Genomic DNA, 25,844 nt, shown 5'->3' on the forward strand with positions numbered 1-25,844 from the left:
TATGTATGAGTACAACGGCAAGACAGCCGGAACACCGTTCACCGGTGGGAGGCGATACACGGGTTGGTGAACACATTCATCAACTCCTCAATCTTGCCCACGCCCTCGTCCACGCCACCACCACCGCCACTGCTGCTGTTGGTGGTGGGGTGGTGTGTGGTGTTCAGCTGGGTGGGTTGAGTGATCAGGAATTAGTGGGCTGGGCTCAAGACCTAGAACATCTGGCCCGGTTCCAGCAAGCCCTCAACGTCCAGGCCGCAGCCGAAATAGCTCACCGCACCAGTGCCGGCCGCTACACGGCCCTCGGGACCCGAGGACCCAAGGAAATGCTCGCGCAATCACTACAGATCAGTACCGGTGAAGCCGCCCGCCGGCTCGGGCTAGCCGAGGCGATCCTGCCCACGATCGATACCATCACCGGGACCCCGGCCCCACCGACTCAACCCGTCCTGGGCCAAGCGTTCCTCACCGGAACAATCGGTCAAGAACAAGCCATCATGGTCTCTAAATTCGTCACCGACGCTCAAACCCTGCTCCACGACGGACGAATCAGCGCCACAACCCTGCACGAGGTCCAAAGCACCCTCGTCACCTCGGGACAAAACGAGAACCCAGACTTCCTACGCCGCATCGGTACCCGCGTCATGAGCCTTCTAGACCCCGATGGTCAACAACCCGGCCCCGCCGAACTCCGCGCTAAACAAGGCATCACCTTCCGCCAACCCCGCCGCGGACTCGTCGGCTTCAACGGCTACCTCACCCTAGAACAACACGAAACCATCATGACCATCATCAGCCGCTTCACAAACCCCAACCACCACAAAAACATCAACCCCACCACCACCACCAATGCAGGCGATACAGACACCACAGCTGCGGCAGACTCGGCGGGTCTGGCAGGTGGCGTGGGGAGGCTCCAGGAGCAGGAACTCACAGAACAAGCGACCTTATTCGAGGAACTCGCCGAATTCGCCACCCTGTTCACCCCCACCAACCCCACACCACCCGATCACTCCCCAACTCAATCCCCAGCTCAATCCCTGGGTGAATCCCCAGACGATTCCTCGGGTGCATCGGCGCCGAAAGCTTCTACCCAACCCCCGGAACCCCGAGAACCCATTGATCCCTCTGATCCCTCAGGTGCGTCAGGTTCTTTGGATCCCTCGGGGCCAGGCGATGCTGGGTGGGATCCGATCTGGGACGACACCGGACCCCTCACCCCACCAGAGGCCACCACCGCTCCACCCACCACCACAACCAACACTGGAACTGGCACAACGGATGGTGGGGTGCGGGTACCGCCCCCGGGCTCAGAAGAGATGGTCGCGGGTCTAGACCCGATCGATCCGAACAATACCGACCCGGCCGTGAAAGATGATCGGAGCTACGCGCAGAAACTCCTCGATGGCGTCATCGACTGCCTCAAACTCGCCGCCCGCACCGACACGCTCCCGCTCAACGGCGGACTGAAAGCTCAACTCATCATCACCACCCGCCAAGAAGACCTCGACCGCAACGACAACCAAGGCCTCGCCTTCACCGTTCACCACGGCCCCGTACCACTAACCCTGTTCGAGCAATCCCTGTGCGATCCCGACATCACCCGCATCACCCTGGGAACCGGTCAAGACATCCTCAACGCCGCCCGCACCGAACGACTCTTCACACCCGCCCAACGCAAACTCCTCCTCGCCCGCGATCTCGGCTGCACCTTCCCGGCCTGCACAGCATCAGCCCTCTGGTGCGAAGCCCACCACATCATCCCCTGGCACCAAGGAGGCGAAACCAACCTCAACAACGCAGCCCTGCTCTGCAGCCACCACCACACCATGATCCACACCACCGACTGGACCATGGAACTCATCCACGGCACCCCACACTTCACCCCACACTTCACCCCGCCCTACCTCATCGACCCCACCCAAACACCACGCCACAACACCTACCACCACGGCCTCCCCACACCCACCTACCCCACCACCTACAACCAAGGCTGGAACACCCAAAACAACACAAACACCACCAAACAATAAAAAACAACGGACCCCGATCCAAAGATCAAAGCCCGCTGCTCGGTAAGTAAGAATTCGGTGAACAAAAATAGGTGGTGGAGTCAAAGAGTCGGTCTGGTACAGGCCGTTTTATCGATCAAGAATCGATCGGCGCAGCTTGCCGGTTAGAGCCAGCAGAGTGCCCATCTCATCGTCGGTCAAGGCATTTTCCATGATCTCCATGATGTGCTGAACATGCGCCCGGCCAACTTTCTTCTGCAACTCGGCTCCGGCTTCTGTCAGCCCGACCAAGACGCCGCGTCGATCCTCCTCAACTGTCTTTCGTTGAATCAAACCTCGATCTTCCAAGCGATCGACCATGCGAGAGATGCTCGGTTGCGTCAGTAGAACGTTGTCGTTGAGCTCATTGAGCCGTAGCCACCCCGTAGGGCACTTCGAAAGGCTGAAGAGCACGTCGTACTCGCGGCTACCGACCTCCTTGAAGAGCGGTTCCTTGTGCAATTCACGCATCATCGAAACCTGTGAATGAAGCAGCGACTCCCAAGAGTCTGTGGTCAGCCGGCGATGCGCCGCGGCAGACATGCTACTTCACCTCCGCTGAGGCTGAGGTGACAGCAGCAGCCTGGGCGGCGGCGCGGCGAGCCTCAAACGTCGGCGCGTCCGGAACAGATGCCGGCCGGTTGGCGGCAAATTCCTTGCGGAGCGTCGGAAGTACCTCGGAACCAAACAGATCAAGCTGCTCCAGAACTGTCTTGAGAGGCAGGCCGGCATGGTCAACCAAGAACAACTGGCGTTGGTAGTCGCCGAAGTAGTCGCGGAACGTCAGCGTCTTTTCAATCAGTTCCTGCGGGCTGCCCACGGTCAGAGGCGTTTGCGACGTGAAGTCCTCCATCGACGGGCCATGACCGTAGACCGGGGCATTGTCGAAGTAGGGGCGGAATTCATTGACGGCATCCTGCGAGTTCTTCCGGATGAAGAACTGTCCACCCAATCCCACGATGGCTTGCTCCGGGGTGCCGTGGCCATAGTGTGCGTAGCGTTCGCGGTACAAGCCAATCAACTGCTGGTAGTGCTCCTTGGGCCAGAAGATGTTGTTGGCGAAGAAACCATCACCGTAGTAAGCAGCAATCTCCGCGACCTGAGGGGTGCGGATGGCACCATGCCAGACGAAGGGGGCGACGCCGTCGAGCGGGCGGGGCGTGGAGGTGAATCCGCGCAGGGGAGTGCGGAACTTGCCTTCCCAGTTGACAACTTCTTCGTCCCACAGGCGGCGCAGCAGGGAGTAGTTTTCCACCGTCAGTTCTACTGAATCCTGGTTGTTCTTGCCGAACCAAGGGTAAACGGCGCCCATGTTGCCACGGCCCAAGACGATGTCTGCACGGCCATCGGCCAGATGCTGCAGGGTGGCGAAATCTTCGGCGATCTTTACCGGATCATTGGTGGTGATCAAGGTAGTGCTGGTGGAGAGGATGATCTTCTCGGTCTGGGCAGCAATGTAGGCCAGGATCGTCGAGGGGGAGCTGGGGTAGAACGGTGGGTTGTGGTGCTCTCCGGTAGCAAAAACGTCCATGCCGATGTCTTCAGCGTGCTTGGCGATGGTGGTGATTGCCTTCAGGCGCTCGTGTTCGGTGGGCGTGCGGCCGGTGGTCGGGTCCATGGTGATGTCGCCAACACTGAATATTCCGAACTGCATGTTTGCTCCTTAGCCCCACGGGTCACCGTGAGATATATGCGTTTGTATCTATTATACGTCTCAACCGGCAGTCGTGGCAAAATGTTCCCGCAATCAACCCGGTGCGCGAAAGCGGCCAACTTCCGGGGATAAAAACCCAGTGAGTACTAGGCTTCTCCCCAAAGGGATGTAATGCATGTCATAGAACTCGCGAAGGAATTTCATGACTTCAGTGCAACGAGGGATGGCCGGAGCCGGCCTCCGAATGGCTCCGACGGCGACGGCGGTGGTCGGCTTCCTAGTGCTGGTGGAGATCACCAGCGGCATCTTGCAAGGCTATTACACGCCTTTGCTGACCGATATTGCCCGTGCACTGGGAATTCACGACGCCGATGTCAACTGGTTTGAAGCAGCCCAATTGATGGTTAGTGCCTTGGTGGTACCCGTGCTGGCCAAAATGGGCGACATGATCGGACACAAGAAGGTGCTCCTGATCTCCACGGCATTGACAGCTGGTGCTTCCTGGGGCGTCGCCTTCGCACCCAACTTCTGGATATTCATCATTGCGTGGGCGCTCCAAGGTTTCTACGTTGTCTGGCTGCCGCTGGAAATTGCGCTCATTTACAGCCGCTCGCACCAACGCCCGGACGGTGCAGCCCTTACCCGGAAGTCGGCCGGAATCCTCGTTGCGGGCCTCGAATTCGGCGTAATCGCCGGCGCTCTTGCCGGCGGCTTCATCGGTGGAGCGTTGCCAGGCCAGCTGTGGCTGACATTAACGATCCCCGCGATTGCGGTCACGCTGTGTTTCTTCGTGATTCTTTTTGGTGTCCCAGAATCCAACAGCCGCACGGGTGGTCGCCTGGATCTCATGGGGCTGACCCTGCTCTCCACAGGTTTGTTGTTGATCACCGCCGGATTGACATTCATGCGGATCAACGGCCCCGGCACGTGGTGGGCTTGGGCCGCCGTCATGCTTGGTATTGCGGCGCTGGTGCCCTTCACCCGACACCAACTAGGCCACAAAGATCCGCTAATCGACATCCGGCTCCTGCGTCAGCCCAGCATGTGGCCGGTCCAACTTACGGCATTCCTGTTCGGGGTCTCGGTCCTGGGTGCTCAGGCGCCGCTGTCCACATTCGCACGCACCGACCCTCAGGAAGTGGGCTACGGCCTCGGCGCAACATCTGGAACGGTCTCGATTCTGATCGGTGTTTACGTTTTGGGTCTGCTCGTTGGCGCGCTGCTGTACCCCCTCGTGACAAGATGGACGACGCCGAGAATCACCTTGATGGGGGCCGCTTTCCTTGTGGCGGTGGGTTACCTTTTGTTCCTGCCGTTCCATGGATCGGTAACCGAGGTCTTGAGCAACATGGCCATAGCCGGAATTGGCAGCGGCGCTCTGGTTGCGGCGCTGCCCTCCGCAGCGGCGGCTGCTGCCCCGCTGACGCAGACGGGCATGGCAACTGGACTGACCAACGCAACGAAAACGGTGGGCGGTGCCTTCGCTTCGTGCGTGTTCGGCATTGCCCTCGCGGGCCAGGCCTTGGGATCCTTGACTGCTGGGTCCGGAAACACTGCTGCGCCTATTGGGGGCTACATGCTTGTGTGGACCATCTGTGGTGTCACCGCGCTCGTTGCGGCCGTGGCGTTGTACTTTGTGCCAAAGCTGGCCTTCGGAGCAACACTGCCCCACTAGATGCGGCCACCGGCTAAATCAGTCGGCGGCGCGGCGGCCACGGACCTTCGGAATAGCCCCGGTGGTCCAGTCCTGAAATTCGGGAGCCTGCCCTGTGGGTGCTGAAACCGAGTGTGAGGTGCCGGAAGCAGAACCGGAAGGCGCACTCGGGGTGTGAACAACCTTGAGCGCCTTGATCAAGGAATGACGTTCTTTCCGGCCTTCAATGAGCCGGTAGAGAACAGGCACCAGAATCAAGGTCAGCGCAGTAGAGGAGACCAGACCGCCGACCACCACAACGGCAAGCGGCTGAGCAATGAAGCCGCCGCCGCCTGTCAGCCCGAGAGCCATGGGGGTGAGGGCAAAAATGGTGGCCAGCGCCGTCATGAGGATCGGCCGGAGTCGTTGGCGGGCGCCATGTTCAATGGCGTCGGCCACGTTCATTGCCGGTCGGTCACCAGAAGGTTGGCGGTATTGGTTGATCAGGTCAATGAGCACGATTGCGTTGGTGACCACGATGCCCACCAGCATCAGCATGCCGATCAACGATGGCAGGCCAAGGGGGATCCGCGTGATGAGCAACAGCCCAATGGCGCCAGTGGCGGCGAACGGAATTGATACCAGCAGGATCAGGGGCTGGATCAAGGACTTGAACGTGGCCACCATGATCACGTAAACAATCGCAATGGCTGCCAACATGGCCAGGCCCAGCTGCTGGAAAGATTCGGCCTGTTGCGTTGCTGCCCCGCCAAGAGAGGCAATGACGCCGCTCGGCAGCTCGGTGGCATCGAGACGTTTTTGAACCTCGGCACTTAGCGAGCCCAGGGAGTTTCCCTCGGGCGTAACGGAAACCGTGGCCGTGCGCTGTCCGTTGGACGATGTCACAGTCAACGGAGTCTGAACTTCCTCAACGCTGGCCACTTGGGAGAGTGGGATGAGTCCTGAAGCCGTGGGAATCTGGGCTGCTGCAAGGGCAGCGACGGAATTGAACTTGGTCCCCAAACCAATCTGGACCCGGTAGTCGGTGGTGTCGATGCGTACGGTGCCGCCCGGGATCGGGCTAACAGTGGCGGCAAGCAGTCCAGTGATTTGTTGTTCATCCAACCCGGCGGCCACGGCCTTGGCTCTATCGACGCTCACCTGGACAACTGGTTGGACCCCGCTGAGGTTGCTCGCGATCGATTGTGCACCCGGCACTCCTGCCATGGCTTTGACAAGGACATCGCTGGCCTCTTGCAGTTCTTCGCCCGTGGCTGCCTTGATCGTGATGTCCACCGTGCTGGACGTTCCAAAACCACCGCCCTGAGCGCCGATGCCGATGGTTCCCGCATCCCTGATGCCTGCAATGGCCGTGCGAACCGTTTCCTGCAGGGCAACCTGATCGGCGCTCGGATCGGTGATGACCTGGAAAGAAGCGCTGGAGGCGCCCGAAGACAACAACGCGGCAAAGCCACCGGTGCCATTGCCCACGGTCACCTGAACATCGGTAACGCCGTCAATGCCAACTAGGGCAGCCTCTACCTTCTTGGCGGCCTCATTGGTCACTTCAAGGCTTGTGCCAGCGGGCAAATCCTGTTGAATGCTCATGCTGTTTTGCCCCGTGTCACCGAGCAGGTTTGTGGGCAAGAAGGGAGTCATCGCCAGAGTTGCGGCCAAGAGAATGCCGCCGGCAATCAACGTCACCACAGGGTGCTTCTGCGTCTTGGAGAGGATGGGCAGGTAACCGCGCTGCAGCCAGGACGAACGTTCCTTCTCTTCCACAGCGGCAAGCAGCGCCTTTCCGCGCAAGGCGGTGCCGCCGTCGTTCGCTGCAGCGGAAGACGGTGAAGTTACAGCGTCAACGGACGGGGATTTCAGGAACCAGTACGCGAGCACGGGAACAATCGTCAAGGACACCAGCAGCGAAGCGACAAGGGCAAACGTCACGGTGAGTGCGAAGGGGCGGAAAAGCTCGCCGGCCAGGCTGCCCACGAACGCGATGGGCAGGAAAACGGCCACAGTGGTCAGCGTGGAAGCCGTGATGGCCGCAGCCACCTCGCGAATAGCGGCAAGAATGGCAGTCTTCTTGTCCTCGCCGTAGCTCAGGTGCCGCTTGATGTTTTCGATGACCACAATGGAATCGTCCACCACCCGGCCGATCGCGATGGTGAGCGCGCCCAGAGTCAGGATGTTCAGCGAGTACCCCGTGGCCCACAGCCCAATAAAGGTGACCAGCAGGGAGAGCGGGATGGAGATGGCCGTGACCAGGGTGGAGCGGACCGACATTAGGAAGATCAGGATAACCACGACGGCGAACCCGAGTCCCAGCAGGCCCTCCACCGTGAGGTCATGGATGGACTTTTCAATGAAGGGTGCCTGGTCCAGCACGGTGGTGAACTGGACGTTGTGGCCCATCGAGGCAGTGATCTCCGGCAGCACATCGGCAACCTGCTGGGAGAGGGTGACCGTGTCTGCGGCAGGCTTCTTGGTGATGGACAACGCCAGCGTGGCCTCGCCGTTGGTGCGGGTGATCGAGGTGGTGGGGTCATCAGCCAGCGCAACGGAAGCCACGGAGGCAATGGTGGGCGCGGTGCCTGAAGACGAAGAAGAAGCCAGGGGCAATGCCTTGATGGCATCAAGCGAATCGACGGGGCTGCCGGCCTGAATGGAGAGCGTGGTGCCGTCAGTGCTCAGCGAGCCAATGGGCACCAAGGTGCCGTTGTTCTTGAGGGCAGTGGCGATGGCACCGGGGTTCACACCCGCGGCCGCCATCTTGGCAGGGTCGGGAAGAATCTCGATGTGCTGAGAGTTGGCACCGCTGACATCGGCGCTGCGGACGCCGTCGATCTTCAGCAGCTTGGGAACGGCAATGCGCTGCAGATCGGTGTTGAGCGCAGCCAGGTCTTGATCCGATGAGACGGCCAAAAACACGATCGGGAAGTCGGCAATGCTGCCGGCAATGGGCTGCGGCTGGACCCCGGAAGGCAGCCGCCCGCTGACATTGGAAATGGCGCGATCAATTTGATTCCGTGCACGGTCCAGATTCGTGCCGTACGTGAAGGCGAGGTTGATGGTTGACACGCCGCTGCGGGAGGTGGAGGTGCTGGATTCCAGCCCCTCCACCGCGTTGAGCGCAGCCTCAAGAGGTTCGCTGACCTGTTTGTCGACCACGGCCGGAGATGCGCCGGGCATGGCCGAGACAACCGTGATCTGCGGGAACTCAATGCTGGGGATAAGTTCCTGCTTGAGCGAGCCGAGCGTGATCACCCCGAAAACCATCGCGAAGATGGTGATGAGGGCAATCAACGCCCGGTTGCCGAGCGACATCTTGGCCAAGCTAAACATCAAACTACTCCCACGTTGTCATGCCGGTCCCCATCCAGCGATGCAGGGGATTTTAGGCGTTGTCAGTCATCAACTGCAAGGAGGCTGCCGTGGAGGCCAGGCTCTTTTCAAAGAGTTCCGCATCATCGTTCAGCTTGGTGCCGTAGGTGGGCATCATGCCACGCAGGGAGTCTTGCCATTCAAGCTTGAACTTGCGCGGGAAGCAACGCTGCAGCAATTCCAACATGATCGGCACGGCCGTGGAAGCACCCGGGGATGCACCCAGCAGTGCTGACAGGGTGCCGTCGGCGGCCGTGATGACCTCGGTGCCGAACTGCAGCACACCGCCCTTCTTGGTATCTTTCTTGATGATCTGCACGCGCTGGCCTGCCGTGATCAGCTCCCAATCCTTGCCGTCTGCTTCGGGGAAGTACTCGTGGAGAGCGTCAACCTTGCCGGCGCGCGACTTGGTGACCTCGCTCACCAGATACTTGACCAGGTCAAGGTTGTCCTTGCCAACAGCGAGCATCGGGATGATGTTGTTGGGGCGGATGGACCCGGGCAGGTCCATGTAGCTACCGGTCTTGAGGTACTTGGTGGAGAATCCACCGTACGGACCAAACAGCAGTGAGCGCTTGCCGTCAACATAACGAGTATCGAGGTGAGGGACCGACATGGGCGGGGCGCCCACGGAAGCCTGCCCGTAAACCTTGGCGCTGTGCTTGGCTGCAACGGTTTCATCCGTGCAACGGAAAAACTGACCCGAAACCGGGAAGCCTCCGAAACCCTTGCCCTCGGGGATGCCGGACTTTTGCAGCAGGTGCAGGGCGCCGCCGCCGCTGCCGATGAAGACAAACTTTGCCTTGACCTTGCCGTATTCACCGGAGGACGGGTGCTTCAATGAAACATCCCACGCGCCGTCATTGGTGCGTGCCACATCGGTGACGGTGGTCCCGTAGTTGATTTCGACGTCGTTCTTGCCCATGTAGCCGATCAGCTCACGGGTCAGGGCGCCAAAATCAACGTCGGTGCCCTCGGCGGAACGAGTCGCGGAAACCTGCTGTGAAGCATCGCGGCCCTTCATGACCAAGGGAGCCCACTTGGCAATCTGTGCCGGGTCCTCGGAGTACTCCATGGACGCGAAGACCGGGTTGGTCTTCAGTGCCTCGTGGCGGGCCTTGAGGAACTTCCGGTGCGCTTCGCCAATAACGAAGCTCATGTGCGGAACGGTGTTGATGAAGCCCTTGGGGGAGCCGATCAGCGATTCGTCCACCAGGTGCGCCCAGAACTGGCGCGAGAGCTGGAACTGCTCGTTGATGTTGATGGCCTTTGCCGGGTTGACGGATCCGTCAGCGGCGGCGGGGGAGTAGTTAAGCTCGCAAAGCGCGGAGTGGCCGGTACCGGCATTGTTCCACGGGCTGGAGGATTCCAATCCTGGCGTATCGAGCTGTTCGAACAGCACAATCTTCCAGTTTGGTTCGAGTTGCTTGAGCATGGTGCCCAGCGTGGCGCTCATGATGCCGCCTCCGATGAGTACGACGTCAGCGTCTTTGGTGTTCGAAATGAAGGTCACAGTCAACTCCGGTAGAGGCTCTTCCTAGCGCTAGAAGCGTATCGCGGCAGGGGCTGGATGCGTAAATCCGGAGCGGGTGAGAGCGCTCATTGAACGTCCGACGGCGTGAGCCCGGCTTGGGTGGGGAGCCGTCAGCCAGTGGAAGGAGTCAACTTCACCATGTTGAAGACCTCGTTCAGGACCGGGCTCAGAGGGTAGCTGGCAACCCGGTCCGAGAGCGCGATTGCTGAGATGGGGAACGCAATGGGCACAGCAGGAACTGTCTGTGCGAGTTGTTCACTGATGGCCTGGTAGGCGGCCACGCGGTCCGGACCGTTGGGCATGCTGCGGGCGCGTGTGATCTTGGAGACCAATTGCGGATCGTTCATGGAGAGCTGGGCGTTGGGGGCGCCAAAGAGTGCACCAACAAAGTTGTCCGGATCCGCGTAGCTGCCGTTCCAGCCCAGCAGGCTCAGGGCGTGGTCACCGCTACTGGTCACGGCTGAAACGTAGCCTTCGCCCCACGGGACGGGGACGGGTTTGATGTTCAGACCGGCCGCGGTGAGCTCGGTGGCGATCTGGGCGTAGACCTTTTCCGGCGACGGCAGGTAGGTCCTGGCGGCATTGGTTGGGTAGTAAAACTTCAGTTCCTCGCCCTTGTAGCTTGAGGCCGCCAGGAGTGTCTTGGCCTTTTGCGGGTCATAGGGGATCCCTGCAACGGCGTTGTTGAAACCGCTGAGTTTCGGCGGGATGAATTGCGCCGTGGTGGCGGTTCCTGCGATGAAGTAATTGTTCACAATGGTGGACTTGTCGATGGCGGCGGCGATGGCCTCGCGCACTTTCTGATCGGCAAGGGCAGGAATGCTTTGGTTCAGGCTCAGGTACATGACCGAGAACGGATCCCGTTGCAGGACCTGTTGTCCGGATTTGATGAGCTTGTCCAAGTTGTCCGGCGTGACGGGATCAAAGCCGTCGATGGATCCGTCCTCGAGCGCGGCTATGCGGGTTTCCGGCTGCTCGTAGGTCTTGAAGTTCAGGGTTTCGATTTGGCCCTTGCTACCCCAATAGTCGGCGTTGGCGGTCATGGTCACGGAACCGGGCTTTGCCTGTGTGAAAGTAAAAGGTCCGGTGCCCACGGGGTGCAGGGCGTACTTGGAAACCTTGTTCGCCGAGAACGTCTGGTCCAGAACATCCGCGGTTCCGGCTTTCAGTGCGGTGGGGGAGGAGATGGCGAATGCGGGCAAGGTGAGTGCCTCGAGGAATCCGGTGAGCCGCATTTTCAGGTTTAAGGTGACTTTCAGATCGCCATCAACCGTGCAGCTTTCATAGAGCGAGTTGGCTGAGTCGTCCTTGAATCCACGGAAGACCTGCTTGAACATGGAGGCCGATCCATCGCCCCGGGTCGCGGGCTTGAACGCGTACCAGCGCTCAAAGTTGGTGCACACAGCTGCGGCGTCGAATGCGGTTCCGTCGTGGAACTTTACGTTTGGGCGCAGGGTGAAGCTGTAGCTCAATCCATCGTTGAGCTCCGTCCAGGTGGTGGCCAGGCTGGGTGCCGGCGCCCCGGTGACGGGGTCGATCGTGAGCAATCCTTCCAAGACCTGCCGGGTCACCCGGTACGATTCCGTGTCCGAGACAAGCGCCGGGTCCAGGCCCGAGGGGTCGGCACCGGTGCCAAAGCTGAACGTGGCGTTGGCGATGGTGCTGGCCGTTGTTGCCGCGGCAGTTGTTCCCGGGGCCGGGTCCGGAGTAACCGTGCAGGCCGTTGCGCCGAGAAGAACGACGGCGGTCAGTGACACCGCGCGCAGGAGCACCTGGCGACGTGGCACGGTGCTTGATGGCACAGCACACAGCGAGTCGGCGGGGTGTGGCACGATTTATTTCTCCTTGCAGCACGGATGGTCCATCAGCCACTCATCTTAGTAGGGCAATCTTGGGAGTTCCCCCTGATGGCTGTCAAAGGTGGTCAAGACTACTTCTTGGAACCGGTAGTATTGTTCATGCTTCAATGCACTAGCGCGAGTGGTGGAATTGGTAGACACGCAGGTTTTAGGTACCTGTGCCTTCGGGCGTAGGGGTTCAAGTCCCCTCTTGCGCACAACAACAAAGGCCCCGTTCAGATGAACGGGGCCTTTGTCATATCCGGCTCACTACTGAGTTGGTGGCTGCGAGTCCGGCGCAACAGAGGCCAACCATTCCCGTCCTATGCGGCAGCGATCTTCAAATCCCGGTGCAACTTGGCGACGTGGCCCGTTGCGCGAATGTTGTACTGGGCCACGGCAACCTCGCCCGCCTCATCAACAACAATGGTGGAGCGGATCAGGCCCTGGTACGTTTTGCCGTAATTCTTCTTCTCACCCCAGGCAGCGTAGGACAGCGCCACGGCGTGGTCTTCGTCGCTCAGCAAGGGATAGTTGAGACCGTCGCGGGCAACAAACTTTTCCAGCTTCGCGACGGGATCGGGGGAAAGACCCACTACCGCATAGCCCGCAGCTTGCAACGAGGGCAGGCTGTCACGGAAGTCGCAGGCCTGCTTGGTGCATCCGGGAGTCATGGCAGCCGGGTAGAAGAAAAGGATCACCTTGCGGCCGGCAAAGTCCGCCAATGAGGTGGTTCCGCCATCGGCATTCGGCAGGCTAAAAGTAGGGGCCAAATCGCCCGGGACTAGACGCTCGGTCATGTTTTACTCCTCGTTCGCCCCGGTGCAGCGCCAAGTGGCGAAAGCTGGGGAAGTTGTTTTGGGCACTCTCTCAAGCCTAGTGCGTTGCGCGGATGTCCCACACAGGCGAGCTCCCACAGGGGGAACAGGTTACCGTGGATCCCAACTTCTCTTGCACCCGGCGGCTGCCGCTGGCTGCGCGAGACCACCACCGACGTAGAACGGACTGAAATTCTTGGACACCACAGCCTCATCCCATTCGGAGTCCTCCGTCGACAGTGCGAATGCAACGGCCGCTCCACGGGTCATTCCATCCCTGCAGCGGTGGACGGCACAAACCGGGACAACAAGCCTTGCCGGGGAATCGCCGTCGAACATTCCCCGGAACTGGCCGCCACCGCCACCACGTTACTCGCCGACTTTGCCGAATTGACGAGTTCCTCCCTGGGCCGCGGGGTGCAGCCTGTCACGATTGAACTGGCCCTTGACCCGGACCTTGAGTTCTCCACCGAGAATGCCACCGCGGCCACCGAAGGGTATCTGCTGGAGATCAACGGCGGCGTGAAAATCACGGCGCGGACGGATACCGGGGTCTACTGGGGAACGCGCAGTTTGCTGCAGATGCTGGCATCGTCCCTGACCCTGCCGGACGGCATCGCTGTTGACTGGCCCAACTATCCCGTGCGTGGCTTCATGCTGGATGTGGGCCGGCGTTTTGCCCGGCCGGAAGCCGTGCGTGACTACATCCGCATGATGAGCTGGTTCAAGATCAACACCTTCATGATCCACCTCAACGACAATGAGATCACCAAGGACACCAAGCGCAGCTGGGACGAGGCGCAGCAAGGATTCCGGTTGGCCTCGGATTCACCCTGGATCGCGGGTCTGGCATCCGAGGACGGAGCCTATGACCGCGTCGAGTGGGATTCCTTCGAGGATCTGGCAGCTAGCCGGCATGTGCAACTGGTTCCGGAATTGGATGTCCCGGCACACTCACGCTCCATCATCCGGTGGCGTCCCGAGACCGGCCTGAACGGTGGGGACTCGGACATGCTCGATCTCGGCAAGACGGAAACAATTCACCTGGTGAAGGGACTCTTCGATGAATTCGTGCCGTGGTTCCGTGGGCCTGCGGTCCATTTCGGTGCCGACGAATACAGCAAGGAACACAGTGAGGATTACCGCAGGTTCTTCAATGCCATCAGCACCCATCTTCGATCGCTGGGCAGGGACCCCGTAGCGTGGGGGAGTCTGAGTACCATGTCCGGGGGAGCAGGAAGCACCGGCACTGAAGGCTACAACCGCGACGTTGTCATCTGTGCATGGAACAACGATTGGTACAGCGGCCAGGCCGCCGTAACCGATGGGTACAAGGTCATCAACACGAACGACGACTTGCTCTACATAGTCCCCTTTGCCGACTATTATCACGGCGGTGCCTTGGATGCGCAGCCCTTGTTTGAAACTTGGGAACCGCATGTTTTTGGCGAAGGCAAGGACCTCTGTGCGCTGCACCCACAGCTGTTGGGTGCGGCGTCGGCAGTATGGAACGACTTGGTCTTGAACAACTACGACGAACAAGCGGTCTTCGATCTGGTGAAGCCCGCATTTGGTGTGCTGGCCCAAAAAATGTGGGTCGGTGCGGTGGCCGGACTTCTCTACGAAGAGTTCACGGAACGAGGTGAAGCATTGTCTCGGTGGCCCGGCCGAGCGCATTTCCACTAGCCGCCCATACGGCTATCGGCGTTTGAGCAACAATGCCTGGCGCGTATTCCACGAAAGAAAAGAAGAGCATGGCCGTATGTGGTGTGGGGATCGAAGACCTGCCAGCCCCATGACAAACGCGCGTCTTGGGGCAACAAAAAAACCGCTTCACTACTGGTTGTTACCAGTAGTGAAGCGGTTACCCTTTGTGCACCCCTCCGGACTTGAACCGGAAACCCATTGATTAAGAGTCAATTGCTCTGCCAATTGAGCTAGAGGTGCATTCATTTGTATTTGCAGTAAAAAACCGCACCGACACCGGTTGTTACCAGTGTCGGAGCGGCTTTACCCGTGCACCCCTCCGGACTTGAACCGGAAACCCATTGATTAAGAGTCAATTGCTCTGCCAATTGAGCTAGAGGTGCATCTTTTTCACTGCTGGGAACCACTTCGGATTGTGTCCGCGGTGTTCCTCGCAACGACATGAAACTATACGGGTTTTTTCCGTGAGTGTGAAATCCAAAAGCACTCTTTTGGTGATTTTGAGCCACGGATCACAGCAGCGATAGATGGGATCCGCGGAATCTAGCGGTTTTGACCCCAAAAAATCGTTGAATATTTTTGTCCCGCTTGGCTATGAAGCCCGAGTGAAGACCTGGGAGCGGCGGGGGTAGTGACGTAGTTCACTAGCGAGTCGTAGACTGACGCACATGAGCGCCCGCAGAAGTGCCGTCGAGAGCAGTGCAATGGAAAACAATGCCATGACCAACAACGCAGACTCACCCAGTCCGGGCGCCGTGTCAGCGGACGCGCTTGTCCTGGCTGCGGACGGCAAACCGGACATCAAGCCCCGCAGCCGAGTGGTGACCGATGGCATCCACGCAACACCATCGCGCGGCATGTTTCGCGCCGTCGGCATGGGCGACGACGACTTCCGCAAGCCCCAGATCGGCGTCGCCAGTTCGTGGAATGAAATTACCCCGTGCAACCTCTCCCTGAACCGTCTGGCCCAAGGCGCCAAGGAAGGCGTGTTCGCCGCCGATGGATTCCCCATGCAATTCGGCACCATCTCGGTTTCCGACGGCATCTCAATGGGCCATGAGGGAATGCATTTCTCGCTCGTTTCACGCGAGGTCATCGCCGACTCCGTGGAAACCGTCATGATGGCGGAGCGCCTCGATGGATCAGTATTGCTGGCCGGCTGCGACAAGTCCCTGCCCGGCATGTTGATGGCCGCAGCCCGGCTCAACCTCGCAAGCGTCTTCCTGTACGCCGGCTCCATCATGCCGGGCTTCGCCAAGCTCGAGGACGGCACGGAAAAGGAAGTGACCCTCATCGATGCCTTCGAGGCCGTGGGTGCCTGTGCCGCCGGCAAGATGAGCCTGAAAGACCTCGACAGCATTGAACGCGCCATCTGCCCCGGAGAAGGCGCCTGCGGCGGCATGTACACGGCCAACACCATGGCGTGCATCGGCGAGGCATTGGGCATGTCCCTTCCGGGTTCCGCCGCCCCACCCAGCGCCGACCGCCGTCGTGACATGTTTGCCCGCAAGTCGGGGGAGGCCGTGGTGAACCTGCTGCACCTGGGTATCCGTGCCCGCGACATCATGACCAAGAAAGCCTTTGAGAACGCCATCGCCGTCACCATGGCCTTCGGCGGATCCACCAATGCGGTGTTGCACCTGCTGGCCATTGCCCGCGAGGCCCAGGTGGATCTGACCCTGGCCGACTTCAACCGGATCGGAGATCGTGTTCCGCACCTTGGGGATCTCAAGCCGTTTGGCCGCTACGTAATGTTTGATGTGGACAAGATCGGCGGGGTGCCGGTCATCATGAAGGCCTTGCTCGACGCCGGACTCATCCACGGCGATTGCCTCACCGTCACCGGAAAGACTGTCGCGGAAAATCTGGCCCTGATCAACCCGCCGGACCCGGACGGGAAGGTGTTGCGAGCCATGGACAACCCGCTGCACAAGACCGGCGGCATCACCATCTTGCACGGTTCCATGGCCCCCGAGGGTGCCGTGGTTAAAAGCGCCGGGTTCGACCTGGACGTCTTTGAGGGAACGGCCCGAGTTTTTGAACGTGAGCAGGGTGCCCTGGAAGCTCTCGACCGGGGCGAAATCCATGCGGGCGAGGTGGTGGTGATCCGTTACGAAGGCCCCAAGGGTGGCCCGGGCATGCGCGAAATGCTGGCCATTACCGGCGCCATCAAAGGTGCCGGGCTGGGTAAGGACGTTCTGCTGCTCACGGATGGGCGCTTCTCCGGCGGCACCACCGGGCTGTGTATTGGTCACGTTGCCCCGGAAGCGGTCGACGGCGGACCGATCGCCTTTGTGCGCGACGGTGACACCATCCGGGTTGATATCGCGGCCCGGACCTTCGACCTGCTGGTGGATCCGGCGGAGCTGGATGCGCGCAAGGAAGGATGGGAGCCGCTCCCGGCCAAGTTCACCACGGGAGTTTTGGCCAAGTACGCCAAGCTTGTCAACAGTGCCTCAACGGGAGCCTACTGCGGCTAATCAAAGCGCGAATTTGCAGGAATATTGCCGAAAAATGGACACGATGACCATAAGGTGGACTTAGCGTCCACAATGTGAGACGCGGGTGTGGCCTGTTTGACACTCAGGATCGGGAAACGGGAGACTTGCAGACATGCAACGAAATCTCGTAGTCGTCATTAGCTAGCGCGTGACGCGAAGTGACCGCACCCAAGGTCATAGATCCCGTGACGCTCGCATGAGAGTATGTCACACCACGTGCATACCCCCTCGCCAAGTGACTTATGGGCTGAGGGGTTTTTTGTTTCCACCACCAGCGGCAACTCGTAGTACTGCGTCAACCATCCACAATTGAACGCAAGCAAAGAAGATTGACCCCAAGCATGAGTTTCCCAAAGGAAGAACCGATGAGTAAAGGAACGCCCGCCAGCCCAGCGCTGATGGCAGCCAAGTCCTCCGGACACGGTGCCCACGGTGGCACCACTTCTGGTGCCGTTGGCACCACCACCCCCGCCTCCGACGTCGTCGGGCCCAACAACGTTGTGGCGCCTGTACAGATGTCTGGCTCCGAGGCACTTGTCCGGTCCCTTGAAGAGCTTGGCGTCAAGGACATCTTCGGTTTGCCCGGTGGAGCAATCCTTCCTACCTACGATCCGCTCATGGCGTCGTCCCTCAACCACATCTTGGTCCGCCACGAACAGGGCGCCGGCCACGCTGCACAGGGCTACGCCATGGTCACCGGCAACGTTGGCGTTTGTATCGCCACCTCCGGCCCCGGTGCCACCAACCTGGTGACGCCTATCATGGATGCCCACATGGACTCGGTGCCCATGGTGGCCATCACGGGCCAGGTGTCCAGTGCCGTCATCGGCACCGATGCCTTCCAGGAAGCGGACATTGTGGGCATCACGATGCCCATCACCAAGCACTCCTACCTGGTGACGGACCCCAACGACATCCCGCGCGTGCTGGCTGAGGCCTTCCACCTCGCCTCCACCGGCCGCCCCGGCCCCGTTCTCGTAGACGTGTCCAAGGACGCCCAGGTTGGCCAGATGACCTTCTCCTGGCCGCCCGTCATTGACCTGCCCGGCTACCGCCCCGTGTTCCGTGGACACTCCAAGCAGCTGCGCGAAGCGGCCCGCCTGATCCGCGAATCCAAGAAGCCCGTACTCTACGTTGGCGGCGGTGTGCTCAAGGGCAATGCCTCCGACGAGCTCATGGTCTTGGCCGAACTGACCGGCGCACCCGTGGTCACCACGCTGATGGCCCGCGGCGTTTTCCCGGACTCCCACCCTCTGCACGTTGGCATGCCCGGCATGCACGGCACGGTTTCGGCCGTGACCGCGCTGCAGCAGTCCGACCTGCTCATCACTCTTGGCGCCCGTTTCGACGACCGCGTCACCGGCGTGCTGAGCAGCTTCGCCCCGCACGCCAAGGTGATTCATGCCGACATCGACCCGGCCGAAATCTCCAAGAACCGTACGGCCGATGTTCCGATCGTGGGATCCGTCAAGGAGATCATCCCCGATCTGAGCGCCGCCGTGAAGGTGGAGTTTGACACCAACGGAACTCCCGACCTCGGTGACTGGTGGGCGTTCCTTGGCAACTTGCGCGACACCTACCCGCTGGGCTGGACCGAACCCGAAGACGGGCTCATGTCCCCGCAGCACGTCATTTCTCGTATCGGCGCCCTGACCGGCCCCGAGGCCGTCTACGCCGCAGGCGTTGGGCAGCACCAGATGTGGGCTGCGCAGTTCATCAAGTACGAGCGCACCCGCTCATGGCTCAACTCCGGCGGCGCCGGCACCATGGGCTACTCGGTTCCGGCCGCAATGGGTGCCAAGGTGGGCAACCCGGACCGCGTGGTCTGGGCCATTGACGGTGACGGCTGCTTCCAGATGACCAATCAGGAGCTGGCGACCTGCCGGATCAACAACATTCCGATCAAGGTCGCCATCATCAACAACTCCTCCTTGGGCATGGTGCGCCAGTGGCAGACGCTGTTCTACAACAGCCGCTACTCCAACACGGACCTGAACACGGGCCATGACAGCATTCGAGTACCGGACTTCGTCAAGCTGGCCGACGCCTACGACTGCGTGGGTCTTCGTTGCGAGCGGGTCGAGGACATCGACGCGACGATCGAGGCGGCCTTGGCCATCAATGACCGCCCTGTCATCATTGACTTCGTGGTCAGCCCAGATTCCATGGTGTGGCCGATGGTGCCCTCGGGTGTCAGCAATGATCAAATTCAAGTAGCCCGGAACATGACCCCGGTGTGGGACGAGGAGGACTAAGCATGACTCGACATACTCTTTCCGTACTGGTTGAAGACAAGCCCGGCGTCTTGACCCGCGTGGCAAGCATGTTTGCCCGCCGCGCCTTCAACATCCACTCCTTGGCTGTGGGCCCCACCGAGATTGAGGGAGTTTCCCGCATGACCGTTGTGGTCGACGCCAACGGTGACCTGATTGAACAAGTCACCAAACAGCTGAATAAACTAGTCAACGTCATCAAGATCGTTGAACTAGTTTCAGAGAATTCCGTGCAAAGGGACCACATCCTGGTCAAGGTACGTGCGGATGCCGCCACGAGACTGCAGGTAACCCAAGCCGCAGACCTCTTTAGGGCCTCAGTAGTTGATGTGTCCACAGACTCATTGACCATCGAAGCCACCGGTTACGCGGACAAGCTTGCAGCATTGCTGAACGTTCTGGAACCCTTTGGGATCCGGGAAATCGTGCAATCAGGCACCTTGGCCATTGGGCGGGGATCCCGCTCAATGAGCGACAGGGCCCTTCGCGCTTCCTAGCGCAAGGCTCCGATAGTGCACCGGCCCCTTGGGGTCCACAAGAATTATTTTTCAAGACATCAATACACACCATTTATTCAAGGAGTTCCACAGTGACTGACATGTTCTACGACGACGATGCAGACCTGTCCATCATCCAGGGCCGCAAGGTCGCCATCATTGGTTACGGCAGCCAGGGCCACGCCCACGCTCTGAACCTGCGCGATTCCGGCGTCGACGTTCGCGTTGGCCTCAAGGCAGGCTCCAAGTCCATTGCCAAGGCAGAAGCAGAGGGCCTGCGCGTCCTTAGCGTTGCAGAGGCAACCGCCGAAGCCGATGTCATTATGATCCTGACCCCGGACCAGGTGCAGCGCTTCGTCTACGCCGAGGACATTGCCCCGAACCTGAAGGCTGGCGACGCCCTGTTCTTCGGCCACGGCTTCAACATCCGCTTCGGCTACATCACGCCCCCGGCTGATGTTGACGTTGCCCTGGTTGCTCCGAAGGCTCCGGGTCACACCGTGCGCCGCGAATTCGAAGCCGGCCGTGGCATCCCCGATTTGATCGCCGTTGAGCAGGACTTCACCGGTGGCGCCAAGGCTCTTGCCTTGGCCTACGCAAAGGGCATCGGCGGAACCCGTGCAGGCGTCATCGAGACCACCTTCACCGAAGAGACCGAAACCGACCTGTTCGGCGAGCAGGCAGTTCTTTGCGGTGGCACCTCGCAGCTGGTTCAGTACGGCTTCGAAGTTCTCACCGAAGCCGGCTACAAGCCGGAAATCGCTTACTTCGAGGTACTGCACGAGCTCAAGCTCATCGTTGACCTCATGTGGGAAGGCGGCATCGCCAAGCAGCGCTGGAGCGTTTCCGACACCGCAGAATACGGCGACTACGTCTCCGGCCCGCGCGTCATCACCCCCGAGGTGAAGGAAAACATGAAGGCTGTTCTGGCCGACATCCAGAGCGGTGCGTTCGCCACTCGCTTCATCGAGGACCAGGACAACGGCGGCGTTGAATTCAAGGCGCTGCGCAAGAAGGGCGAAGAGCACCCCATCGAGGCCACCGGCCGCGAACTGCGCGGACTGTTCTCCTGGATCAGCAACAGCGATGACTACACCGAAGGCTCCGTAGCCCGCTAATCCCCACGCCCTCCCCAAGCAGATCCGCTGGCGCGTATCCGCTTGGGGCCCCTCGGGCGCGTGGGCCCAGACGCTTCGGGCGCCTAGGTCCAACTACGTTCGACGGCGCCTGCCGGAACCCACTCGGGTCCGGCAGGCGCCGTCGTACTTTGTTTACTCGGGGCGCCCTCCAAAAGTGTGGTGTCCCGGCGTCAGCGGTGGGGGCCTATGTCGCTGAGGACGCGGTTGAGCACCAGGTGGGCGGCGCCACGCAAGCCGGAGTCCTGGCCGGTGGAGGCTGCGCCGATATGCAGGTTCTGTGTCATGAGCGGGTGGCAGCCCTCGTACACGCGGCTGCGCACGGCGGCTATGAACATTTCGCTGGAGGCCATATGGCCCGTCAGATAGAGCGAATCCGGGTTGAAGAAGTTCACAATCGTGGCGAGAACCTCGCCAAGGTGGGTGCCGGCCGTGCGCAGGGCCGTGGTGGCCAGCGGTTCGGCGCGGTGCACCAGTTCCAATACGTCGGCGGTTGTGGAAACGTCCAGGCCTTGGCGCCGGAGCCGGCGGACGAGGCCGGCACCACTGGCAATAGTCTCCAAACATCCCATGTTTCCACAGGTGCATGGTTCGTCCATGGCGGCCGCCACTCGCGTGTGCGTGACGTCCCCCGCGGCGCCGGTGGCCCCGCGGTGCAGTTGGCCGCCAACAATAATGCCACTGCCGATGGCGGTTCCGGCCTTGACCGTGATGCTGTGCTGGTTTGGTCCCAGGGTGGCGTGATGTTCGCCCAGGGCGCTGAGGTTGGCGTCATTGTCGACGATAACGGGCAGGCCGATCTTCTCTTCCAGCCATTCCCGGATAGGGAAGCCTGCCCACTCCGGCATGCGGGACGGCAGCCGGACGGTCCCGGCGCCCACATCCACAGGGCCAGGCAGCCCGATCCCCACTCCACGCAATCCACTCAGGTCTGCGCCGGTGCCACCTGCCACGTCAGTCCATGCCTGCAGGATTGAGTTCAAGGTGGCTTCGGGCCCCGATTCCACGCTGACCTGAACTGTTTGAGTTGACAGCAGTGTGCCCGTTAGGGAGAAGCGGCCCAAGCGTGCGTGGCGACTGCCGAGGTCGGCGGTCAGGATTTGCCCCTGGTCCTCGGCCAAGCGCAGGAGTCGCGGCTTGCGCCCTCCCTTGGAGATTCCCGTACCGTCCTCGACGAGCACTCCCAGCTCCGTCAGCTCCGCGATTCGCAGGGATACCGTGGACGGAGCCAAGCCCATCTTCTTCGCCAATTCGGCTCGAGTGGTTGCCGTGCCATGGGCAACCAGCGAGATGATCTGCTGGGACTGTCCTGGAATCGAGGGTGTCGGCGGCTGTTCCCGCATGATCTTTTCCTTTGTGTCGAACTAAGTGGTTTGGCGCGTTAGTGCCAGCATAGGCGCATCGGCGGAAGCAAATCCGAGATGGCACGATGGTCCGGCGTCAAGGTGGCACTTCACGGTTCCCATGCCACGCATTCCCGCGGAATCATGCGGATAGGTTCCGGAATTCCAAAAATGTTCTCCCAAACATCGGATGAATAGCTTGGTGATTGGAAGATGATCTGCGACACTTACTTTACGCGATAGTGAATGTAAGTAAGTACGAGCGTCGAATTAAGTCCCCGCTTTGCCATCGCGGCTGAATCCATCATCATTCGTCGAACAAGCCTTGGCACTCAAGTGCCGAGATCCGAGGAGTTAAATTCAATGAGGAAATCTCAAATTGGCATCCTGGCCGTCGCGGCCGTCGCCACCCTTGCCTTTACCGGTTGCGGCAGTGGAGCAACCACCGGTGGCGGGGCAGGTGACAACAGCATCGTCATCGACATGTGGTCAGGTAGCGAAGATGACACCACCGCACTGAACGAACAACTTGCCATCGCCAAAGCGGAAAACCCCGATTTGGACATTACTTTGCGTACGGCACCGTGGGGCGACTACTTCACCAAGATGACCACCAACATGGCATCGGGCAACATGGCCTGCATCTCGGGCATGAACTCCGGAATGCTCTCGGGCTACACGGCCGGCTTTGCTGCGCTGACCGCAGACGATTTGAAGGCTGCAGGGCTGAACGAAGCCGACTTTGCACCCGGCGCCCTGGAAATCCTGAAGAACAAGGGCGAAATGTACGGCGTGCCGTTCGACATGTCCACCATGCTCGTCTACTACAACGCCGACCAGCTGAAGGCTGCAGCCGCTGATACGCCGAAGATCGGATGGACGTTCGGCGACTTCGAGAAGACGGCGAAGGCTGCTACCAAAGACGGCAAGCAGGGCTTCGGCGTGGGCATGGGCGACTTCCAGTGGCAGGCATTGCCGATCTCCATGGCAGGTGCTCAGCCCGTCACCGAAGACGGCACGCTGGATTTGACCAACCCTGACTTCCTCAAAGCGTCGGAATGGTACGGCGAGCTCGTCACCAAGGCGAAGGTTGCCGCCCCCGTGGCCAGCGCCTCCGACACCGGATGGGGCGAGAACCAGTACTCCAGCGGCAACGCGGCCATGGCCGTGGACGGCACTTGGAACGCAGTGGGCTACCTGAACAATGATCCCGGCTTCGAAGCGGGCATGGCACCCCTGCCCGCAGGCGACAAGGGTTCACTTGGCCTGGTCCTGGGCTCCGGCTACGGCCTGTCCAAGGAGTGCAAGAACAAGGACGCTGCCCTGAAGGTCCTCGGATCACTGCTGGGCGAAAAGTCACAGGACTACATTGCAACCTCGGGCCGCAGCTACCCGGCCCGCCTAGCCTCACAGCCGCTGTACTTCGAAACCATTGACGCCAAATACCGCGACCAGGTCAAGAGCGTCTTTGAAGCAGCATTTGAAAACGTTGAAGGCCAGCGCGTCAGCGACCAGTGGTCGAAGGTCGGCACCTACATCCAGCCGAACCTGGTCAGCGTCTACAACGGTCAGGAATCCATGGCCAAGGTGCTCGAATCGGCACAACAGCAGTTCGCCAAGTAAGCAACAAGAGAGTTTGTCCCTATGACTACCACCGTAAACGACCGCCGTCGTGGTGCGCTGGCCAAGGTTGAATCGCGCCAGGCGCTGGGCTTCGTAAGCCCAGCCCTTGCCGGTTTGGCAGTGTTCACCGTGTTGCCAGTTGTGCTGTCAATCATCATGGCGTTCTTCGACTGGCCCACGTTTGGCGAGAAGAAATTCATCGGCTTCGACAACTACATCAAGCTGTTCACCAACAGCCCTGATTTCTGGCCATCCCTGCGCAACACAGCAGTCTTCACCATCTTGTATGTGCCCCTGAGCGTCATCCTTTCCCTGACACTTGCACTCTCCCTTCACGAACGCATTCGTGGCCGCGCCGCGCTGCGGATCCTGTTCTTCATCCCGGTGGTAACCCCCATGGTTGCCAACGTTCTTGTCTGGAAAATGATCCTTCAGCCCCAAGGGATGCTCAACGGCTTGTCCGTGGAATGGTTCGGCTACCAGTTGCCCAACTTCCTCGCCGATCCCCAGTGGGCCATGGTCATGGTGGTCCTCATGTCTGTCTGGCAGGGCCTTGGCTACAACATGCTGATCTTCTCCGCCGCTGTGGAGCAGCTGCCGGATTCCGTGATGGAAGCCGCCAAGCTCGACGGCGCACGCGGACTTCGCTTGTTGTGGAAAGTTAAGCTCCCCCTCATCTCGCCCTCGATCTTCTTTGCCAGCGTGATGACAATGATTTCCTCGTTGCAGGTCTTCGTGCAGCCGCAGCTGCTGACGGGTGGCGGCCCTGGCAACTCCACCCAGCCGCTTGTGCAGTTCATCTACAACCAAGGCTTCAAGTTCCAGGACCTCGGCCTTGCCGCCGCAGCCGCATGGATCTTGTTTGCCATCATCATTGTCCTGACAGCCGGGCAGTTCGCCGTGCAGAAGAAGTGGGTGCACTATGAGCACTGATGTCCTGGAAACTCAGACCCGATCGCGTCGGGGAGCCGACACCTTGGCCGATAAGCCCCATAAGCTCAACAAGCGGCGCGCCCCCACGACCCGGGGAGAGCGCATCCGCCTGGTCATCGCGCACATCGGCATCTACCTTGCGGCCCTGATCTTCCTGGCACCGCTGGTCTACGCCTTCTTTGCAGCGCTAAAGCCCAACGGCGAAATGTTTTCCATGCCTCCGCGCCTGATCGGCTCCGAAATGCGGTGGGGCAACTTTGCCGCAGTTTTCGAATATGGTCCGTTCGTCACGTACATCGCCAACTCGTTCTTCGTGGCCATCGCCGGCACCTTGGTGGTGCTGTTTGTCTCCACCACCGCCGGCTACGCCTTCGGCCGACTGCGCTGGAAGGGTCGGGACGCTGTGTTCGTGCTGTTCCTGGCCACCTTGATGGTGCCGCAGGAGGTTACGGTCATCCCCATGTTCATCCTCATGCAGTGGCTGGGCTGGGTTGATACCTATCAGGCGCTCATTCTGCCTTTCGCGTTCACCGCATTTGGCACCTTCTTGATGCGCCAGTTCTTCCGCGGCATCCCCTATGAGCTGGAAGAAGCCGCCCGTGTTGACGGGGCCGGACCCATTCGTTGCTTCCTGGAGATCATCCTGCCCTTGGCAAAGTCTGCCGTGGCCGTTCTGGCAGTCTTCACGTTCATGTCGTTCTGGAACAGCTACCTGTGGCCCTTGATCGTCACAGTTGACTATGACACTTTGGGGACCCTGCCCGTGGGCCTTGCCTCGTTCTCCGGTTTGACGGGAACGCGTTGGGACCTGCAGATGGCCGCGGCGATCATCTCCATGATCCCCACCACCATCTTGGTGATCGCGCTTCAGAAGCACCTGGTCAAGGGTATTTCCATGGCGGGACTCGGTGGACGCTGA

17 protein-coding genes and 3 tRNA genes are annotated in these 25,844 nt (G+C 60.4%); 11 read left to right on the forward strand and 9 right to left on the reverse strand.

What is annotated here, in order from left to right:
• The first annotated feature begins 5 nt into the window (after positions 1–5).
• Positions 6–2,033, forward strand: a complete 2,028-nt coding sequence (locus BLV41_RS01920; RefSeq protein WP_083360547.1) for an HNH endonuclease signature motif containing protein — start codon at positions 6–8, stop codon at positions 2,031–2,033.
• A gap of 108 nt (positions 2,034–2,141) precedes the next feature.
• Here the strand turns inward: BLV41_RS01920 and BLV41_RS01925 are convergent, their stop codons facing one another.
• Both BLV41_RS01925 and BLV41_RS01930 read right to left on the reverse strand, forming a co-directional pair.
• Positions 2,142–2,594 carry a MarR family winged helix-turn-helix transcriptional regulator gene (locus tag BLV41_RS01925; RefSeq protein WP_074710078.1) on the reverse strand — a complete coding sequence of 151 codons (453 nt, stop codon included), beginning with the start codon at positions 2,592–2,594 and terminating at the stop codon, positions 2,142–2,144.
• A 1-nt stretch (position 2,595) separates the two neighbouring features.
• On the reverse strand, positions 2,596–3,705 hold the full coding sequence (locus BLV41_RS01930; protein WP_074710080.1) for an LLM class flavin-dependent oxidoreductase: 1,110 nt from the start codon (positions 3,703–3,705) through the stop codon (positions 2,596–2,598).
• A gap of 202 nt (positions 3,706–3,907) precedes the next feature.
• Here BLV41_RS01930 and BLV41_RS01935 point away from each other — a divergent pair, with 202 nt between their 5' ends.
• Positions 3,908–5,380 carry an MFS transporter gene (locus tag BLV41_RS01935; RefSeq protein WP_083360548.1) on the forward strand — a complete coding sequence of 491 codons (1,473 nt, stop codon included), beginning with the start codon at positions 3,908–3,910 and terminating at the stop codon, positions 5,378–5,380.
• Positions 5,381–5,398: 18 nt separating this feature from the next.
• Here the strand turns inward: BLV41_RS01935 and BLV41_RS01940 are convergent, their stop codons facing one another.
• The 3 genes from BLV41_RS01940 to BLV41_RS01950 form a co-directional block, all read right to left on the reverse strand.
• Positions 5,399–8,683: an efflux RND transporter permease subunit gene (locus tag BLV41_RS01940; protein ID WP_074710083.1), complete on the reverse strand. Its 3,285-nt coding sequence runs from the start codon at positions 8,681–8,683 to the stop codon at positions 5,399–5,401.
• 52 nt (positions 8,684–8,735) lie between these two features.
• On the reverse strand, positions 8,736–10,235 hold the full coding sequence (locus BLV41_RS01945) for a malate:quinone oxidoreductase (RefSeq protein ID WP_074710086.1): 1,500 nt from the start codon (positions 10,233–10,235) through the stop codon (positions 8,736–8,738).
• A gap of 131 nt (positions 10,236–10,366) precedes the next feature.
• On the reverse strand, positions 10,367–12,088 hold the full coding sequence (locus tag BLV41_RS01950) for an ABC transporter substrate-binding protein (protein ID WP_244516696.1): 1,722 nt from the start codon (positions 12,086–12,088) through the stop codon (positions 10,367–10,369).
• A gap of 142 nt (positions 12,089–12,230) precedes the next feature.
• On the opposite strand from BLV41_RS01950, the gene BLV41_RS01955 reads away from it, so the two are divergent.
• Positions 12,231–12,312, forward strand: a tRNA-Leu gene (locus BLV41_RS01955).
• Between the two features lie 105 nt (positions 12,313–12,417).
• Here the strand turns inward: BLV41_RS01955 and bcp are convergent.
• A complete protein-coding gene (gene bcp / locus BLV41_RS01960) occupies positions 12,418–12,894 on the reverse strand; it encodes a thioredoxin-dependent thiol peroxidase (protein WP_074710088.1) in 477 nt (158 codons plus the stop codon).
• Between the two features lie 303 nt (positions 12,895–13,197).
• Between bcp and BLV41_RS01965 the strand changes: the two genes are divergently transcribed.
• On the forward strand, positions 13,198–14,598 hold the full coding sequence (locus BLV41_RS01965; RefSeq protein WP_074710091.1) for a beta-N-acetylhexosaminidase: 1,401 nt from the start codon (positions 13,198–13,200) through the stop codon (positions 14,596–14,598).
• Positions 14,599–14,786: 188 nt separating this feature from the next.
• On the opposite strand, the gene BLV41_RS01970 is transcribed toward BLV41_RS01965, so the two are convergent.
• Positions 14,787–14,859 (reverse strand) — tRNA-Lys (locus BLV41_RS01970).
• Between the two features lie 70 nt (positions 14,860–14,929).
• Positions 14,930–15,002: transfer RNA gene (locus BLV41_RS01975), tRNA-Lys, on the reverse strand.
• A 336-nt stretch (positions 15,003–15,338) separates the two neighbouring features.
• Here BLV41_RS01975 and ilvD point away from each other — a divergent pair.
• From ilvD to ilvC, 4 genes are all read left to right on the forward strand, one after another.
• Entirely contained in the window at positions 15,339–17,099 is a 1,761-nt protein-coding gene (gene ilvD, locus BLV41_RS01980) for a dihydroxy-acid dehydratase (RefSeq protein WP_074713042.1), read from the forward strand.
• A gap of 386 nt (positions 17,100–17,485) precedes the next feature.
• Positions 17,486–19,375, forward strand: coding sequence for an acetolactate synthase large subunit (locus BLV41_RS01985; protein ID WP_074710094.1), 1,890 nt, complete (start codon positions 17,486–17,488; stop codon positions 19,373–19,375).
• Positions 19,376–19,377: 2 nt separating this feature from the next.
• Complete coding sequence (ilvN, locus tag BLV41_RS01990; RefSeq protein ID WP_044579493.1) at positions 19,378–19,890, forward strand: acetolactate synthase small subunit; 513 nt, start codon at positions 19,378–19,380, stop codon at positions 19,888–19,890.
• Positions 19,891–19,982: 92 nt separating this feature from the next.
• Positions 19,983–21,008: a ketol-acid reductoisomerase gene (gene ilvC / locus BLV41_RS01995; protein ID WP_074710097.1), complete on the forward strand. Its 1,026-nt coding sequence runs from the start codon at positions 19,983–19,985 to the stop codon at positions 21,006–21,008.
• Positions 21,009–21,199: 191 nt separating this feature from the next.
• On the opposite strand, the gene BLV41_RS02000 is transcribed toward ilvC, so the two are convergent.
• A complete protein-coding gene (locus BLV41_RS02000; RefSeq protein ID WP_074710099.1) occupies positions 21,200–22,369 on the reverse strand; it encodes an ROK family transcriptional regulator in 1,170 nt (389 codons plus the stop codon).
• Positions 22,370–22,732: 363 nt separating this feature from the next.
• On the opposite strand from BLV41_RS02000, the gene BLV41_RS02005 reads away from it, so the two are divergent.
• Genes BLV41_RS02005 through BLV41_RS02015 form a run of 3 tightly spaced genes read left to right on the forward strand, consistent with a single transcriptional unit; the run spans position 22,733 to position 25,844 of the window.
• Positions 22,733–23,992 (forward strand): ABC transporter substrate-binding protein, encoded by a 1,260-nt coding sequence (locus BLV41_RS02005; RefSeq protein ID WP_083360550.1) that lies wholly within the window; start codon positions 22,733–22,735, stop codon positions 23,990–23,992.
• Between the two features lie 21 nt (positions 23,993–24,013).
• On the forward strand, positions 24,014–24,925 hold the full coding sequence (locus tag BLV41_RS02010) for a carbohydrate ABC transporter permease (RefSeq protein ID WP_044579486.1): 912 nt from the start codon (positions 24,014–24,016) through the stop codon (positions 24,923–24,925).
• Positions 24,915–25,844: a carbohydrate ABC transporter permease gene (locus BLV41_RS02015; RefSeq protein ID WP_083360551.1), complete on the forward strand. Its 930-nt coding sequence runs from the start codon at positions 24,915–24,917 to the stop codon at positions 25,842–25,844. The genes BLV41_RS02010 and BLV41_RS02015 overlap by 11 nt, the downstream gene beginning before the upstream one ends.

Origin of the sequence: Arthrobacter alpinus, assembly GCF_900105965.1 — a bacterium.
GTDB classification, from domain to species: Bacteria; Actinomycetota; Actinomycetes; order Actinomycetales; family Micrococcaceae; genus Specibacter; species Specibacter alpinus.